The sequence below is a fragment of the Streptomyces sp. NPDC043854 genome, assembly GCF_056436005.1.
Map to the genome: position 1 here is coordinate 56,190 of NZ_JBWKDK010000023.1, position 16,642 is coordinate 72,831.

A 16,642-nucleotide genomic window follows, 5' to 3' on the forward strand; every position below is an offset into this window, starting at 1 on the left:
CCGGGTGACGACGGAATGCCGCTGATCGGCCCCATCCTCGACGACCGCACCTTCGAACAGCTCCGCGACGAGCTGGTCAAACGGATCCCCGTCTACGCCCCCGAGTGGACCGACCACAACGCCGGCGACCCCGGGATCGCCCTCCTCGAACTCTTCGCCCACCTCGGCGAGTCGCTGCTCTTCCGCTTCAACCAGGTCCCCGACGCCACCAAGGTCGCCTTCCTCCGGCTGCTCGGCGTACGCCCCCGCCCCGCGCTCACCGCCCGCACCCTCCTCGCCCTGCGCACCGAACGCCCCGAAGGGGTCCAGGTGCTGCGCGGCACCGAGGCCCGGGCCGGCGCCGTCCCCTTCGAAACCGACAACGAGACCGTCGCCTGGCCCCTGGACACCCTCGCCGCCGGCAAGACCCCCCTCGCCCCCGCCCCGCCCGGCAGCGGGGAGAGCCGCCGCCGGGACAACGCCGTCGAGGCCCTCCCGAAGCCCGAACGCGACCGCGTCGCCGCCGGCGCGCCCGTCACCTTCTACACCACCACCGAGGTCCCCGCCGATCCGCTCGACCCCGACCGGCCGCCCCTCGACGTCAGCACCACCCTCGACCAGAGCCTGTGGATCGCCCTCCTCGCCCGCCCCACCACCGACCCCGCCCGGCTGCGCGGCCAGACCGTCTTCCTCGGCGTCGTCCCCGACGAGGAACTCCGCCGCCCCTACGACCTGGTGGCCCGCGACCCCCGCGACCCCGCCCGGCTGCGCGCCGGCGACCTGCTGAGCGCCCCGCCCGGCTTCCAGTGGGAACTGTGGAACGGGCCCGGCGCCCGCACCCCCTTCACCCCCCTCGCCGTGCTCGGCGACACCACCCGCGGCCTCACCACCGCCGGCGTCGTCAGCGTCGCCCTGCCCGCCGCCTTCCCCGCCCACCCGCAGGGCCAGGCCGGCACCGGCGGGCTCCACAGCCCCCCGCTGCTGGACGACGAGCGGACCGCCGCCCGCGTCCTCGGCTGGCTGCGGGTACGCCGTCCCGCCGGGGAGAACGACGCCATCCACCGCATCCGCTGGGTCGGCGTCAACGCCGTCGGCGCCGTCCAGGCCCGCAGCGCCGCCCCCGAACTCCTCGGCACGGGCACCGCCGAGGCCGGGCAGGTCCACCGGCTCACCCAGCGTCCCGTCCTCCCCGGCAGCGTCCGCCTGGAGGTCGAGGAGCCCGACGGCTGGCAGCCCTGGACCGAGGTCGAGGACTTCGCCGCCAGCGGCCCCCTCGACCGGCACTACACCCTCGACCCCGACGCCGGCACCGTCCGCTTCGGCACCCGCTGCCGGCTGCCCCGGATCGGCGAACGCATCCGGGTCCTCGGCTACCGGTACGGCGGCGGCTCCGCAGGCAACGTCCCGGCCGGCGCGATCACCGCCCTCACCGGGGTCTCCGGCGTCCGGGCCGGCAACCCGCTGCCCGCCGCCGGCGGCGCCGACCCCGCCTCCCTCGCCGACGCCCTCGAAGCCCTTCCCGCCGAGGTGCACCGCCGCGACCGCGCCGTCACCACCGACGACTACCGCGCCCTCGCCCTCGAAGTCCCCGGCGTACGGCGCGCCGAGACCCTGCCCCTGCTCCACCCCGACACCCCCGCCCAGCCCGCCGCGGGCGTCGTCAGCGTGCTGGTCTTCCCCGCCGAGGACCTCCGCGACCCCGGCGCCCCGCTGCCCGACCTCGCGCTGCTGCGGCAGGTGGCCGCGTACCTCAACCCCCGGCGCCTCGTCACCGCCGAGCTGTACGTCATCCCGCCCACCTACGTGGACATCGCCGTCTCCGCCGGCATCCGGACCCGGGAGGGCTACCAGCCCGACGCCGTACGCCGCTGGACCGAGCTGATCCTGCGCCAGTACCTGGCCCCGCTGCCGCCGTACGGGCCCGACGGCGCGGGCTGGCCGCTCGGCCGGGCCGTGCGGCGCGCCGAGCTGGAGGCCGTCGCCGTCCAGGTGGAGGGGCTGGAGTACCTCGAGGGCGAACTCGCCCTGGCCCGGCGCGGCCCGGCCGGCTGGACCCCGCTGCCGCTCGTCCCGCTGAACCCGTGGGAAGTGCCCCGGCTCGCCGAGATCACCGTGGTCACCGGCAGCCCGCTGCCCGTGGGCGCCGGCTACGGCACCCCGCCCCCGCCGCCCGGAGACCCCGTCGTCGTACCGCTTCCCCCGGAGGTGTGCTGATGCACGGCGACCGCACCACCGCCCTGATCGCCGACCCGGACCAGTGGGTGCGCTGCCGCCACGAGTCCACCGCCCTCCTCGGCGGCGGCGGCGTCCAACTGGCCTGGGAACCGGAGACCGAACCCGCGACCGGGACCGCCGCGACCGGGATCGGGACCGGGACCGCGACCGGGATCGGGACCGGCGCGGAGGGGCCCGCATCCGCGGCGGCCGGGGCCGGCCCCGGGTACGGCCCGGCCGGGCTCGCCTTCGACCGCTGGGGCCGCGCCTACCGCTCCCACCCCCGCGCCGGACGCGTCGACGTCATCCCCCGCGGCGCCACCGCCGCCGCCCCCGCACCCGGCCCCGCCCCCCACCGGCCCGGCACCCTCTGCGTCCCCCGCGGCCTCGCAGTCGACGCCGGCCAGCGCCTCCACATCGCCGAATCCGGCGGCGCCGCCGTCCACGTGGTCGACCTGTGGGGCGAACGGCTGCTGCGCCGCGTCCCCCTCCGCACCCCCGCCCACCCGCACCGCCGCCCCCTCGACATCACCGCCCACTGCGGCGCCGTCGCCGTCCTCGTCACCCGGCCCGCCGGCATCGTCCTCCTCCAGGGCCGCCGCGGCCCCCTGCGCGGGCCCGCCCTGCACCGCCCGCCCGGCGCCGACGGCCTGCGCCCCACCCGGATCGCCGACCACGCCGGACACCTCCACGTCCTGTGGACCGGCCCCGCCGGCGGCCGCGCCGTCATCGCCCGCGCCGACGGCACCCGCCCGCTCACCGTCGACGGCGCCACCGACCTCGACCTCACCCCCGACGGCACCCTCGTCGTCGCCCGCACCCCCGGCCGGCCCTTCCACCGCTTCCGTCCCGACGGCACCACCGCCTGGGCCGAACTCGAACCCCTGCGCGCCCCCGACTACGACGGCGGCGCCATGACCGTCGACCCCGACGGCCGCACCGCGTTCACCACCGTCGCCGGCACCGCCCGTACCGCCGGACCCGCCGCCCGGTACACCCCCACCGGCACCGTGATCTGCTACCGCCTCGACGCCGGCGAGTACCGCACCCGCTGGGGCCGCCTCTTCCTCGACGCCTGCATCCCGCCCGGCACCGACGTCCGGGTCAGCTTCCTCACCGACGACGAGGACACCGTCCCCGACCCCCTGCCCTGGCAGCCCCCCGTCCGCGGACCCCGTGCCGTCCACCGCCCCGACCTCACCCCGCCCCTGCCCTCCCGCGCCGGACACTCCGCCCGGCTCCCCGCCCCCGCCCCCCTGTACCGGCGGCCCACCGGACGCGAACTGCCCTGGGCGCAGATCGACCCCGACGACGCCTACGAGACGTACGAGGCCCCCGTCCAGGCCCCGCCCGGCCGCTACCTGTGGATCGTGCTCCGGCTCACCGGCACCCTCCGCCTCACCCCCCGCGTCCGGGCCCTGCGCGTCGAACGGCCCGGACACCGGCTGTCCGCGACCCTGCCGCGGGCCTGGAGCCGCGACGAGGCCGACGCCGCCTTCCTGCACCGCTTCCTCGCCCCCGCCGAGGGACTGCTGCACGAGATGGACTCCCGCGCCGCCCTGCGCACCCTGCTCCTCGACCCCCGGACCACCCCGCAGGAAGCCCTCGGCTGGCTGGCCGGGCTGCTCGGCCTCGCCCTGGACCGGCGCTGGCCCGTGGCCGCCCGCCGCGAGCTGATCGCCCAGGCGTACGACCTCTTCCGCATCCGCGGCACCGCCGCCTGCCTGGAACGCATCCTGCGCCTCTACCTGCCCGTCCCCGTCAGCGTGGTGGAGCACTGGCGGCTCCGCGGACTCGCCGGCGCCGTCCTCGGCACCGACCCCGGCGGGCCGCCCGCCCCCGCCGTCGGCGGCGCGGCCGCCACCTCCGGGGCGCTCGGCCGGTTCACCGTCGGCGGCACCCGGCCCGGCGAGGACGGCTACACCGCCACCGCGCACCGCTTCAGCGTCCTCATCCCCGCGGCTCCGACCTCCGCCCAACTGGACGTCGTACGCGCCATCGTGGAAGCCCACAAACCGGCCCACACCCGCGTCGACATCTGCCCCCTCGGCACCGGCATGCGCATCGGCCGCACCCTCCACCTCGGCCTCACCTCGGTCGTCGGCCCCGGCGCAGCCTGGGCCCCGGCGGTCGCCGGCCACATCACGCTGGGCGCGAACGGCGTCGTCGGCGTCCCGGCCCAGGGCTCCCGCATCGGCGAAACCACCATCCCCGGGGCGGTGCGCGTCGGATGACCCCCCACCGGTGCGCCGCGGCCGCCCGCGACGCCGCAACCGCAACCGCCCCCGTCCCCGTCCCCGTCCCGGCCCGATCGGGGCAGCAGGCCGCTGCCCGGCTGCCCGGCCGCGGGTACGGCTCCCCCTCGGATGTGCGGGGCGGCACCGATACCCCGGCCGGGCCGGGGGAGGGGGCGGCCGGTACGCCGCTGCCCGGCGATGCGTGCGGGCCCCGCGCCCCGCACGGCTCCGCCGGCTCGGACGCAGGCTGCGCAGCCGGCCCGAGCCGACCGGCCACGGAGGGCCCACACGGCACGGCCGCACGCGTCGGCCACGTCGCCCACGGCCCGGCCGCGCCGGACCGGCCGGCGGCAGCCCTTCCGCCGAACGAGCTTGCAAGGACTGCAAGTTGCTGCATGCCGAGCTCTGCCCACGGGCACGGTGGGCCGGACGAGGCAACCGGCGCGGGCGGATTCCGCGCCCTGCCCGTGTCGGGCGGCCCGGATACGCCGGGCAGGGGGTGCCGCTCGGGTGAGTGCGGCGCGGACGGACTCGGCGGGCAGCGTGAGGTGACCGGCGCGGGCTCTGTGAGTGCCGCAGGCGGGTGCTCCTCCGTGCCGGGCGTGCCGACCGGGTGGGGCGGTTCGCGGTGCGCGGGCGTACCCGGCGGCCCGGGGGAGGCCTGCGGTGTCCACCGGATGGGCCGGACGTGCGGGATTCCGGGGGCGGAGTGTTCGGGGTGCTCGGCGGGCTCGTGTCGTACCGGCCTGATGCGCGCGGCAGTTCGGGCGGGCGGGGGAGTCGTCGGAGCCGAAGCGGTGGCCGGGGCGGGGTGGGTGCGGTGAGCGAGGGGCAGCCGGGGGTTGCGGCGGGGCCCGAGCTGGTCGTCGGGCGGTTGTCCGCCACCCTGCGGTACGACCCGGGAGCGGTGCCGCCCGCGGCGGACCGGTTGCGCGGGCCGCTGCGGCATGCCTTCGAGGGCCAGCTGGAGGCGGCCCTGCGCGCCTTCGCGCTGCCGCCCGGGCACTGGTGCCTCGCCCGGCTCGACCTGACCCTGCCCCTCGACCTGGACCGCCCCGACTCGGCGCTCGCCCGCGACTGGTCCCGGGCCGTCGCCGCCGCGATCGCGCGGACCGTGCGGGAGGACCGCGGCGCCGCCGTCCACTACCGAAGCGACGCCGACCTGCTCGCCGACGCCGTCACCGGCCTCGCCACCGGGCGCCTCGAACGGCTGTGGGCCTGGCGCCAGACCGGCCTCGTACGCCCCGAGGACCCCGCGCCCGGGGCGGCACCCGGCGAGGCGGTGCTCGCGGTGCTGGAACGCCACCCGCGGCAGGCCGCCGCGACCGTTCTCCGCGCCGCCGAACGGTGCGGGGCGGCCCCCCTGGACCGGGCCCTCGGGCGCCGCGGCTGGCAGCGGCTGGCCGCACTCGCGACCGGCAACGCCCCTGCCGCGCCCGGCGGCACGGCCCCCGCCCCCGCCACCCGCGCGCTGGCCCGGACCCTGCTGGCCGGATCTCGGTTCGCCGCCCTCCTGCGGGCCGCCCGGCTACGCCCGGCCGAACCGACCGCGGCCGCCTGGGCCGTGCTCGTCCTCGCCGAGACCGACCCCGCCGCACTCGACCGGCCCGGGGCCCGCCCCGGCCTGCACCGCCTGCTCACCGAGGCGTTGGGCGCGCCTGGCGGCACCTCTGCGCGGCGTGACGCCGAACCGTGGCGGTCGGCAGCGGAGTGGGAGCCGGAAGGTGCCGCCCGTCCCTCGACTGCCGGGCCGACGGGGTGCGAGGCGCCGTCCCGGGACGCGGTCGAGGAGGCCGCGGGAGCCCCGCCCGCCCCGCCGGCCGTGCCCGGCGCGGTCGGCGGCGGCCGCCGCACCCCGGTGCCCGACGCCCCCGCCGAGCGGGCAGCCGTACACACCCCGGGGCCCGAGGAACCCCCGGCGGAGGAGCGGTCCGGGGAGCCCGCCCCCGAGTCGGCAGCAGGGCCCTCGGCCGAGGGCGTGCCGACCGACTGGGCCGGGCTGCTGTTCCTGCTCGCGACAGCGGGCGAGGCCGGCCTGCCGCACCGGGTCCTGGACGACCCCGCCTTGGCCGCACGGCCGTTGCCCTGGGTGCTGTACCACGCCGCGCGCGCCCTCGTGCCCGCCGTTCCCGTGGGCGACCCGGCCGCGCTGGCCCTCGCCGGCCTCGACCGGACCCGGGCCGCCCGCGTCCTGGGCGCCGAGCCGGCCGCACCGGCCGAGCAGGCCCGGATCGGCGCACTCGCCACCGCTTGGGCCCGGGCCACCGCCGCCCGCCTGGCCGCGGCGGCCGAGCCCGCCACCCCTGCTGCGCCGTCCGCCCCCCCTGATCCGGCCCGCCCCGCACCGCCGACCACGGCCCCGTCCTCCACGGCCGCCTGTCCGGGCTCGGCCGGTGGGCCGACCGCGCCTGTGGCGGGGTCCGGGCCCGCCGATCCGCCCCGACCCGCACGGCCGACCGCGGCCCCCGGCTCCACGACCCCACCGCCCGGCGCGGCCGCACCGGCGGGTCCGGGAACGGCCGGCCCGCCCGGGCCGCTTGCGGGGCGGCCTGCACCGTCCGCCGCGGCGGAGGCGGTTCGGGTGGTGGCGGCGGTGGCTCGGCGGCGGGGGCGGGTGGTGGCCGAGGCGGGGTGGATCGAGGCGGTGCTGGCCGCCGGGGATGCCGATCCGCGGGTCCGGCGGGCCGGGCTGGACCTCGATCCGGGCTGGGTCGGCTGGCTCGGGGCCGTCGTGAGGTACCGCTATGTCTGACCGCATCAGCCGTGACCTGTCGGTCCGGGCCGCCGCCGTCGCCGTGCGGGTCGCCGAGCTGCTGGAGACCACGTGCAGCGCGGAGGCCGGCGCCGAGCCCGCCGCGTTCCTGCGCGACTGGGCCGCGGCGGCCGAGCGCCGCGCCCCCGGCCAGGCCCCCGACCGCACCCCGCTCGACCGGCTCGTGCGCTGCTACGGGCTCGGCGCCCTGGAGACCGAACTCGTGCTGTTCGCGGGGCTCCCCGAGGAACACGAGGGCCTCGCCCGGACGTTCCGCACCATGCACCCGGCCGGCGCCCCGCACCCCAGCGTCGGCCTCGCCGGGCTGCTCATCGACTGCGCCGCCCGCACCGCTGCCGCGGGCGCCCGTACCGCCGCCCCGGACCGGGTCGCGCTGCGCCGGCTGCTCCACGAGGGCCCCGCCGTGCGCGCCGGGCTGCTCGCGCTGACCGGCGACGGCCCCTTCCACGAGCGTTCCCTGACCCTCGCCGACCAGCTGTGGGAGGCCCTGCACGGCCACCCCGCCCGGCCTGCCGCGCTGGAGCCGGTCGACGCCGGCCCGCCCGTCCCCGGGCTCGACGGCTGGCTCGCCCTGCCCGAGAGCGTCCGGGCGGTCGCCGCGCTCCGCTCCCGCGAGCCCCGCACCCTCCTCGTCGGCGCCCGCGACGAAACCGTCGCCCTCAGCCGCTGCGCGGCCCTCGCCGAAGCCGCCGGGCTCGGCGTGTTCGCCGCCCGTGCCCGCCCCGACGACCACGCGGCCATGGGCCTGCTGGGGCTGCACGCCGCCGTACGGGGGGCCGTGCCGCTGCTGGCGGTGGCCGCGCCGCCGGCCGGAGCGGGCCCGGTCACCCCCGCCGTGGACCGCATCCCGGGCCCGCTGCTGGTCTGCGCCGCGCCCGGTGCCGTACGCCCCGGGCCGCAGCGGCCCGTGCTCACCGTGCCCCCCGGTCCGGTCGGGGTGGCGGACCGGCGCCGGGCCTGGCAGGCGGCGCTGCCCGAAGTACCCGACCAGGCCCCGGAGCTGGCGGCCCGCCACCCCCTGGACCCGGCGCTCACCGCGCAGGTCGCCCTCGACGTGCGCAGCCGCGCCGCCCTGGCCGGCCCCGGCCACGGCGGTCGCCCGGACGTGTCCGGAGCCATCCGGGCCCGGGCCGGGGCCCTGCTGCCGCCGGGTGTGGACCTGGTCGGCCCGCGGGCCCGCTGGTCGCGGCTCGTGCTCTCCGCCGAGGCGGACGGCCAGCTGCGGGACGCCGTCGCGCGGCTGCGCCACCAGGCGCTCGTCCTCGACGACTGGCGGCTGCGGGAGGCCGCCCGGGCCGCGCGCGGCGTACGGCTCCTGCTGACCGGGCCGCCCGGCACCGGCAAGTCGCTGGCCGCGGAGGTGCTGGCCACGGAGGCGGGCCGGGACCTGCTGGTCGTCGACGGCTCCGAGCTGGTCTCCAAGTACATCGGCGAGACGGAGAAGAACCTCGCCGCCTGCTTCGAGGCGGCCGAGCGCACCCAGGCGGTGTTCCTGCTGGACGAGGCCGACGCCCTGTTCGGTTCCCGCACCGAGATTTCCGAGGCGAACGACCGTTTCGCGAACATGGAGACCGCCTACCTGCTCCAGCGGCTGGACCGGTTCGACGGTCTGGCCGTCCTGACGACCAACCTGCGGCAGAACATCGACGCGGCCTTCATCCGCCGCATGGACTTCGTCGTCGAGTTCCCGCTGCCCGACGAGGCGGGCCGGCACCGCATGTGGGACCTGCACCTGCCCCGCGCCCTGCGGCACGCCGACGTCGACCTGGCCGCCCTCGCGCAGTGCTACCCGGTACCGGGCGGCTGGATCCGCAACGCCGCGATCGGGGCGGCGTTCCGGGCGGCCGACGAGGCCGGGCAGGTCCGGCAGGCCCACCTGGCCGACGCGATGCGGCGCGAGTACGGCAAGGCGGGCCGGCCCTTCCCCGGGGACCCGGTCACCCCGGGCGGCGCCGGCGCGGACCGCCGGGCCGCGCAGGCACTGGCCGCGGCGGCAGACACGGCGAGCGACACACTCACCCGGAAGGAGTCTCCATGACGGCCCTCGGCACCGGCGGCACCCCGTGCGGCTGCGGCGGCGCGTCCGCCCCGGACCTGCCCACCGGACCCTCGCCCGGAAGCGGGCCCGGCCCCTGCGGACCCGGCCCCTGCGGCGGGGAGGAACTGCCCTCGAACCCCTTCCTCGCCCTGCGCGTGGCCTTCGGCATGCTCCTCGGCGAGGACGACTTCCGCGTCCTGATGGGCAATCCGCGCGGCAAGCTCATGCTCCACAACGCCTGGCTGCACGGCCCGGGCGTCATCTGGGGCCTGGGGGTCGCCCGGGACGGCGACGAACTGGCCGTACTGCCCGGGCTGGCCGTGGACGGGCTGGGCCGCGAACTCAACCTGGAGGCGCGGTGGTGCCTCTCCCTGAGCCGGTGGGCGAGGGACTGGGCCGAGCAGCACCCGGCCGAGCCGCCGGCCGCACCCACCGCCCGCCCGGCCGAGCCGCCGGCCGCACCCACCGCCCGCCCCGCCGAGCCGTCGGCCGAACCCGCCGCCGGGCCCGCTGCCCGTCCCGCCGGGCCCGTCGTGGACGCAGAGCCCTGCCCGCCGTGCCGCAGCATCGCCGAGGCCTGGATCGTCGCCGAGTTCGCGTCCTGCCCCGACCGCCCGGTACCGGCCCTCGCCGACCCCTGCGACGTGACGCGCCGCCACGACGACTACTCCCGTACCGTCGAGACGGCGGCGATCACCCTCCGCTCCCGTCCGCCCGAGCCCTGGCGCCCGTACCACCGTGTACGGGTCCTCCTCGGCCTCGACGCGGCCGGGGAGGGCGACGCCGCCGGCCGCGAGGCGCTCCGCGAGGCCGCCGAGGCCGCCCGGGTCCCCGCCCACCTGCGGGCCCCGGCCCTGCTCGCCGCCTTCCGCCGGCTCGCCGCCGCCGACGCCACCGAGCAGGCGCCGCAGTGCGAGGAGGGCGACGCCTGCCCGCCCCGGGCGCCGGTGACCGAGGACCACGCGGCGGTCGTGCTCGCCCGCCTCACCGTCGAGTTCACCGAGTACGACGGCTGCGTACGCGTCGAGGAGGTGAGCGTCGACCCCTCCGTGCGCACCGCCGTCCTGCCCACCACCACCCTCCAGGAACTGGCCTGCGGGCTCGCCCCCGGCCTGGTCGGCGCCCTGCCCGAGGCGGATGCCGGAGGCCCCCGCCTGATCCGCGACTCCGTCGCCTGGAGCCGCGAGCACACCGTGCTCACCTTCGACGTCAGCGCCCCCCTCGCCCCCGGCTGCGCGGAACCGGGAGGCGTCGAGATCACCTCGCTCTCCGACACCGGCCGGGGCTGGGCGACCGACGAGGTCGCCGGGATCGGGATCTCCGCCGACGGCCGCCGGGTGCGGGTCGACCTCGACCAGCGGCCCGCGTACGAGACGGTACGCATCCGCATCCGCGGCACCGGCCCCACACCGCTGTACGGAGACGCCCCCCGCGCACCCTTCGCGGGCCCGGTCGGCGGGCCGCCGGGCACCCTCGACGAGGGCCACGACGCCGTCGTCACCGTCCATCTCCCGCGCGGGACGGCCCCCGAAAGGACCGAGGAATGACGATCACCGAAGGAACCGCCGACGGCGGGATCGACCGGCTCAACGCCTTCGACGGCCTGTTCCTGCGCGCCGAACACCTCAACCTCATCCAGGACTACGCCCGGGAACTCGCCCTCGCCGTCGGCGCCTGCGCAGGCCCCGGCACCGTCGAGGGCTACGAGGTCACCGTCCAGGACGGCACGCTGCGCGTCGGCGCCGGCCTCGCCGTCAACGCCGAGGGGCGGCCGCTGCGCTCCGACCGGCTGGTGACGCTCCCGCTCACCGGCCTCACGCCGGGGCTCGACGGCTTCTGGTGGGTCGAGGTCGTCCCCGCCACCCGGGACCACGGGGAGGCCCCGGTCCAGGGCAGCTACTGCGACGACCCGTGCTCCGGGACGGGCACGACCCGGCACCCGTACACCGCCGAGGGGGTGCGGATCCGGCTCGTCGAGGACAGCGAGCGCGGCCTCGACAGCCAACTCCCCGCCGCCCGCCGCAACTTCCTGGCCTCACGCGTCTTCCGGGCCGAGCGCACGGCGCACTCCGGCTGGCCGCACGGCACCGCAGCCGCCACCCTGCCGCGCACCTGGGGGCCGCCGGCCACCGCCCCGAGCCGGCCGACGGCCGTCCGCCTGGCGGTGCTGCTGCGCGTCCCGGGTACGGCCGACGGCTTCGAGGCCGACGTGTGGACCGCCCGCCGGGACCGGGGCGCGGCCCCGCCGTACCGGTACTGGCAGTCGCGGCTCGGCATGCGCCCCTGGGACGTCTACACCGCCCAGATCCTCCAGTTCCAGAGCCAGTTGGCGCAGGTGCTGGGGGCTCAGGCAGCGGCCGGAGAGGCGCAGGCGGCGCAGGGGGCCCAAGGGTCGCGGGAGGCGACGGGGGCGGGGCCCGCGGCCGCCGGTCCCGGACTGGAGCCGCTGCTGGAGCAGCTCGCCCTGCTCGGCGACCGGCAGTTCCTGAGGACCCACACCAAGGACCAGCTCGGCCGGGAAGTGGCCCGGATCGTCGCGGGCCTCGGCGCGCACGGCGGCCCCGCCATGGCCGCCGCGGCTGCCGCGGCGGCGGCCGAAGGCCCGTACTCCCTTGAGCAGTTGGGCATCGTCGAACTGCCGCCCGCCGGCTACCTGCCGGTCCGCGCCGACGAACCCGAGGAGGGGGACGGAGACGGGGACGGAGACGGAGACGGAGACGGAGACGGGGACGGAGACGGCGGCGGGGACGGAGACGGCGGCGGGGACCGCAGCGTGCCGGGCCGGATCGAGACCCTGCTGGGGCAGCAGGCGTACCTGCGGTACTGCCGGTGCGGTCCGGCGGACATCGCCGAGGCCGTCGAGGAGGCCCGCAACCGCGACCGGATCCGGCTCGACGCCCCCTCCTCCCTCGACATCCTGGTGCCCGTCGACGACGAGGGGGAGCCCGCCGGCGACTGGGTCGCCTTCGTCCGCAGCCGCCGCCGCATCTGCTACAGCCCCGGCGGCACGGCGGCCGCCGCCGCGGAATCCGCGAGCGGGCGGCCCGCGGCCGGGGAGGCCGCAGACGGGGCAGCCGGAGACCGGGGGTGAACTGTTGCACTCGGTGACTGATCCGTGACGGTCTGCGCATAGCATGGCGGTCGGACTTCTCTGCGGGAGGACCGCCTATGAACCAGCAGTTCCTCGAGTCTCCGTCCCGTGCCCCCGGGGCGGGTGAGCCGCCGATGCTCCATCTCCTCGGCGGCCCGCGCGTGGTCCACCAGGGGAGATGGCTGGACGTTCCGGAAGGGGGGAAGCGACTGCTCGCGTTCGTTGCGCTCAACGGGGGCAGGGTCGAACGGAGGCACGCCGCGGGCACGCTGTGGCCGTCCGGGGACGACCTGAGGGCGGCGGGGAACCTGCGGTCCGCGCTGTGGCGGCTCAAGGCCGCCGGCATAGATCTGCTCGACTCCGACAAGTGTTCGCTCTCCGTGCGCGAGCACACGGTGGTCGACCTGTACGTGCTGTACGGGTGGGCCGGGCGGCTCATCAACGGCACCGCCACCGCCCAGGACCTCTCCGCGCTGAAATGGCGCACCGACGCCCTCGACCTGCTGCCGGGCTGGTACGACGACTGGGTGCTGCTCGAACGCGAACGGGTCCGCCAGCGGCTGCTGCACGCCCTGGAGGCGCTCAGCCGCGAACTGGGCCGTGTCGGACGGCACGCCGAGGCGGTGGAGTCCGCACTGGTCGCGGTCAGTGCCGAGCCACTGCGCGAGAGCGCCCAGCGGGCCCTCATACAGGCGCACTTGGCGGAGGGCAACCTGGTCGAGGCCATGCGGGCCTACGACACCTACCGCAACCTCCTCCGGCGCGAACTCGGTGTGGACCCGGGGGGTGAACTCTCGGCGCTCATACGCGACTTCTGCCGCACCGCCACCCGCTCCCGCGAGGTCCTCGCCGCCCGGGTGCGGCACGCCTGATCCCGGGCCAAGCTGGGGGCATGAGCGACGACCCACAGGGCGGGCGCAGCTCCGAGCTGCGGCTCGCCCTCGCGATGCGGGGCGGGGTCAGCCTCGCCGTGTGGATGGGCGGGGCGTGTTGCGAGACGGCCGCACTGAGGGCGGCGGCTCCGGCGGCGGCGCCGGAGCCGGAGGCCGCCCCGGAGCCGGGCACCCCGGACGGCGGGAACCCTGGCCGGGACCAGAGCCGAGGCCGGGACCAGAGCCGAGGCCGCGGTCAGAGCCGAAACCAGGGCCAAGGCCGGGACCAAGACCCGGCCCCGGCGCAGGGCCCCGGGCCGGGCGTCTACCGGGGCCTGCTGAAGGCCTGCGGCTACGACCACGTCGACGTCGACGTCCTCGTCGGCACCAGCGCCGGCGGGCTCAACGGCGTCCTGATGGCCTGCCACCTCGTGTACGGAATGCCCTTCGGCAAGGGCGTCCGCGACCTGTGGCTGCGCCTCGGCGACCTCGAAGGGCTGCTCCGCCACTCGATCCCGTTCCGCGTACCGGCCTCGCTCCTGCGCGGCGACGAGGTCTTCTACCGGGAGCTGCGCGCCTCCCTCGGCACGCTCGTCGACCAGGCCCCGCCGGGCTGGAAGGCCCCGGCCTCGCTCCGGCTGATCCTGACCGCGACCCGGCTGCGGCCCCGCCGCGACTGGGTGCGCCCCACCCTGGGACGGCCGCTGCTGGTCGGCCGGTCCCACGCCTACTTCCGCTTCCGGCACCGCAGCGCCCTGACGGACTTCCCCGACGACGCCACCGGCGCGGCCCGCGAGACCGCCCTGCACCGGCTGGCCTACGCCGCCCGCACCACCTCCTCCTTCCCCGGGGCCTTCGAACCGGGCCGGGTGTACGTCGGCAACGGCGCCCAGCCGTTCACCGACCCGCTGCCCGTGGACATGCGGGGGGTCAGCAGCGAGACCGGCTACCCGGACGAGAACCTGGGCGGCTGCATCGAGCTCATGGACGGCGGACTGCTGGACAACATCCCCGTCGCCTGGGCGGTCCGGGCCGTCGCCGCCGCCCCCGCGGACCGCCCGGCCGACCGGTGGCTGCTGTTCCTCCAGCCCGTCCCGCCGTTCCCGCCGCCCCCGGAGCGGGGCACCGGCCGGCGCGTCCCGCGGCTCGTGCGGACCGCCGTGGCCTCGCTGGCGGTCAAGGCAGGCACCGAGTCCCTGCGCGACGACGCGCTCGAACTGCGGGCCGCCGAGGCCGCGGCCCAGCAGCGGCAGAGCGCCGGCGGGGTGCTGCCCCTGGCCCTGGAGGAGCTCCAGGGCGCGGCGCTGGCCCGGCTCCCCGCGTACCGCGTGAAGGTCGGAGCGGCCGAGGCCACCCGGTTGATCCGGCTGCTGGAGGACCCGGCCGAGGTCACCGGCCCGGATGCGCTGCCGCTGCCGGCCGGCCCCGGCCCGCTGGAGCCGCTGGACGCCGTCGGCCAGGGCTCGGTCACCCTCTTCGGGCGGCTGCGCCGGCCGGAGACCGCGGGCGGGCTGGTACTGCCCGAGGGGCCCGGCGCGCTCCCCGAACCCGGCCACTCCCCGCTGCCCCTGGCCCGTACGGTGCGGCTGCTCATGGACTGGGTACGGGCCTGGGAGTCCGGCGGATCACCGGTGGACCCGGCCGTCGCCGAGGACCTGCGGCGGCGGCTCTACGCGTTCCGCTTCGCCGTCGCCACGCTGATCGCCGCGCGGGACCGCCTGCTCCTCGCCGCCTACCGCGACGAGCTCGCCCTGGGCCTGGTCCCCGCCGACGCCGCCGCCCCGTACCGGGCCGCCACCAGCAGCCTCGGCGCCATGATGCCGGCCCTCCCGCCGCCCGGTGCCGACCCGGCGCAGTGGGACACCTGGGCGGTCAACCTGGCCCAGGCCGCGACCGGCGGCCCGCCGCCCCCCGCCCCCGCACCCGTTCCCGTGGCGCCGGGCGCCGCCCCCGCCCCCGTCCCGCTCGCGGAGGTCTACGCCGGCCTGTGGGAGCGGCTCGCCGAGCTGGCCGAGGCGATCGGTGCGGCCCTGCCGGCCGGCATCGACGGCTACGAGGCCCTGGACGAGGCCGCGGTCGCCGGGTTCCCGACCATGGCCGACGCCCTGGCCTTCGCCGAGGTGCTGCTCGGCCCGCTGCGCCCGGGCCCGCTGGCCGAGGCCACGGACATCTCCTTCCACACCGTCTCCGCGGCCAACACCAGCTGGGCGACCGCCACGGTCCTGCGCGGGGTGGCCCCGCACTCCCCGAAGGACCTGGTCAGGGCCAAGCTCAGCGGCAACCAGCTCAACAACTTCGCCGCGTTCCTCAGCGCCCGCTGGCGGATGAGCGACTGGACCTGGGGCCGCCTCGACGGCGCCGCCTCGCTGGTCTCCGTGGTCGCCACCGACCGGCGCCTGGAGGACGGCTTCGGGGGCATCGAGGACCTCACGGCCCTCGGGGAGAGCGTCGCCGAGGCGACCGGACTCGGATCGGCGTTCATGGAGGCCTGGGCCGCGGACGTCGTGACCGCCCCCGACCTGCCGCCCTGGGACCGCGTACGGGGCGTCCTCACCCAGCTGAGGCAGCGCGAGATCCTCGACGAGGAGCTGCCGCTCATCGCCGACCTGCACCGCGCCGGCGAGCACGGCGGCAACCGCCCGCCGGACCCGCCGCCCGCCCCGCCGCCCCTGGAACCCGGGGCCTTCGACGGCGCGCTCGGCGCCTTCCGCGAGATCGGCGCCGAGGGCGTCGGCCGGCTGCTCCGGGCCCGCGACCCGCGCCGGGCCGCCCTGCGCGCCGGCCTCATCGCCTGGCCGGCCCTCCAGCCGACCGGCCGGGCCGGCGCCCGCCTGGTGCAGACGGTGCTCGGGGCGCTGAAACCGCTGGTCTGCCTGCCGCTGCTGTGCGCGGTCCTGGCGCCCTGGCACATGCTGGCCGCCGCCGCGCTGATGTGGACCGGCGTCGCCTTCAGCACCGGCCGGTGGTCCTCCCTCCTCGGGCACGTCCCCGTCTGCCTGTACGCCATGGCTGCGCTGGCGGGTGCCGCGTGGCGGCTGGTCCGCCCGGCCTCGCCGCGCAGGATCACCGCGCTCGTCCTCGCGGCCGGCCCGCCGCTGGCCCTGTGGCTGCTGCGCGGGCAGCATCCGCCGGACGTCGGCGGCGGCTGGCGCACCGTGATCGTCGGCGCCGCGTTCACCCTGGCCGCGGGGGCCTTGCTGGACGTCGGCTCCGACCGGCGGGAGCAGCTGCTCGCGGCGGCGGGCGCCGCGGGCGCGGTGGCCGCGCTGATCCAGTTCGGCCGGGGCCCGCTCGGCGGCTGGTGGGGCGCGCTGGTCCTGTACGCCGTGCTGTTCTGGGTGACGTTCGTCCTGCCCTGGCTGTACCCCCGGCCGCGCCCCCGGGGTGAGGACGCAGGGCCCTCCCCTTGACGCTCGGATAGGGTGAACCGGTACGAAT

Annotated in this window: 8 protein-coding genes; all 8 read left to right on the forward strand. The window is 78.2% G+C overall.

Translation table 11 applies throughout. From position 1 onward, the window contains the following. Nucleotides 1-15: 15 nt before the first annotated feature. The 8 genes from AC068A_RS21550 (at nucleotide 16) to AC068A_RS21585 (ending at nucleotide 16,614) form a co-directional block, all read left to right on the forward strand. On the forward strand, nucleotides 16-2,193 hold the full coding sequence (locus AC068A_RS21550) for a putative baseplate assembly protein (RefSeq protein ID WP_478587157.1): 2,178 nt from the start codon (nucleotides 16-18) through the stop codon (nucleotides 2,191-2,193). After that, nucleotides 2,193-4,427, forward strand: a complete 2,235-nt coding sequence (locus AC068A_RS21555) for a phage tail protein (RefSeq protein ID WP_478587159.1) — start codon at nucleotides 2,193-2,195, stop codon at nucleotides 4,425-4,427. Before AC068A_RS21550 ends, AC068A_RS21555 begins: the two co-directional genes overlap by 1 nt. A gap of 823 nt (nucleotides 4,428-5,250) precedes the next feature. Then, entirely contained in the window at nucleotides 5,251-7,182 is a 1,932-nt protein-coding gene (locus tag AC068A_RS21560; RefSeq protein ID WP_478587161.1) for a hypothetical protein, read from the forward strand. Then, on the forward strand, nucleotides 7,175-9,241 hold the full coding sequence (locus AC068A_RS21565; protein ID WP_478587163.1) for an AAA family ATPase: 2,067 nt from the start codon (nucleotides 7,175-7,177) through the stop codon (nucleotides 9,239-9,241). Before AC068A_RS21560 ends, AC068A_RS21565 begins: the two co-directional genes overlap by 8 nt. Beyond that, nucleotides 9,238-10,788 (forward strand): hypothetical protein, encoded by a 1,551-nt coding sequence (locus tag AC068A_RS21570; RefSeq protein ID WP_478587165.1) that lies wholly within the window; start codon nucleotides 9,238-9,240, stop codon nucleotides 10,786-10,788. Before AC068A_RS21565 ends, AC068A_RS21570 begins: the two co-directional genes overlap by 4 nt. After that, the gene (locus tag AC068A_RS21575; RefSeq protein WP_478587166.1) at nucleotides 10,785-12,332 is read left to right on the forward strand and encodes a hypothetical protein; all 1,548 of its coding nucleotides are present in this window, start codon (nucleotides 10,785-10,787) and stop codon (nucleotides 12,330-12,332) included. Before AC068A_RS21570 ends, AC068A_RS21575 begins: the two co-directional genes overlap by 4 nt. Before the next feature lie 77 nt (nucleotides 12,333-12,409). Then, entirely contained in the window at nucleotides 12,410-13,204 is a 795-nt protein-coding gene (locus tag AC068A_RS21580) for an AfsR/SARP family transcriptional regulator (RefSeq protein WP_478587168.1), read from the forward strand. Nucleotides 13,205-13,224: 20 nt separating this feature from the next. Continuing rightward, nucleotides 13,225-16,614, forward strand: a complete 3,390-nt coding sequence (locus AC068A_RS21585) for a DUF3376 domain-containing protein (RefSeq protein WP_478587170.1) — start codon at nucleotides 13,225-13,227, stop codon at nucleotides 16,612-16,614. Nucleotides 16,615-16,642 lie beyond the last annotated feature (28 nt).

Coding starts and splice junctions, on each gene's coding strand:
- AC068A_RS21550 (WP_478587157.1), top strand. CDS start 16: ATGCCGCTGATCGGCCCCATCCTCGACGACCGCACCTTCGAACAGCTC.
- AC068A_RS21555 (WP_478587159.1), top strand. CDS start 2,193: ATGCACGGCGACCGCACCACCGCCCTGATCGCCGACCCGGACCAGTGG.
- AC068A_RS21565 (WP_478587163.1), top strand. CDS start 7,175: ATGTCTGACCGCATCAGCCGTGACCTGTCGGTCCGGGCCGCCGCCGTC.
- AC068A_RS21570 (WP_478587165.1), top strand. CDS start 9,238: ATGACGGCCCTCGGCACCGGCGGCACCCCGTGCGGCTGCGGCGGCGCG.
- AC068A_RS21575 (WP_478587166.1), top strand. CDS start 10,785: ATGACGATCACCGAAGGAACCGCCGACGGCGGGATCGACCGGCTCAAC.
- AC068A_RS21580 (WP_478587168.1), top strand. CDS start 12,410: ATGAACCAGCAGTTCCTCGAGTCTCCGTCCCGTGCCCCCGGGGCGGGT.
- AC068A_RS21585 (WP_478587170.1), top strand. CDS start 13,225: ATGAGCGACGACCCACAGGGCGGGCGCAGCTCCGAGCTGCGGCTCGCC.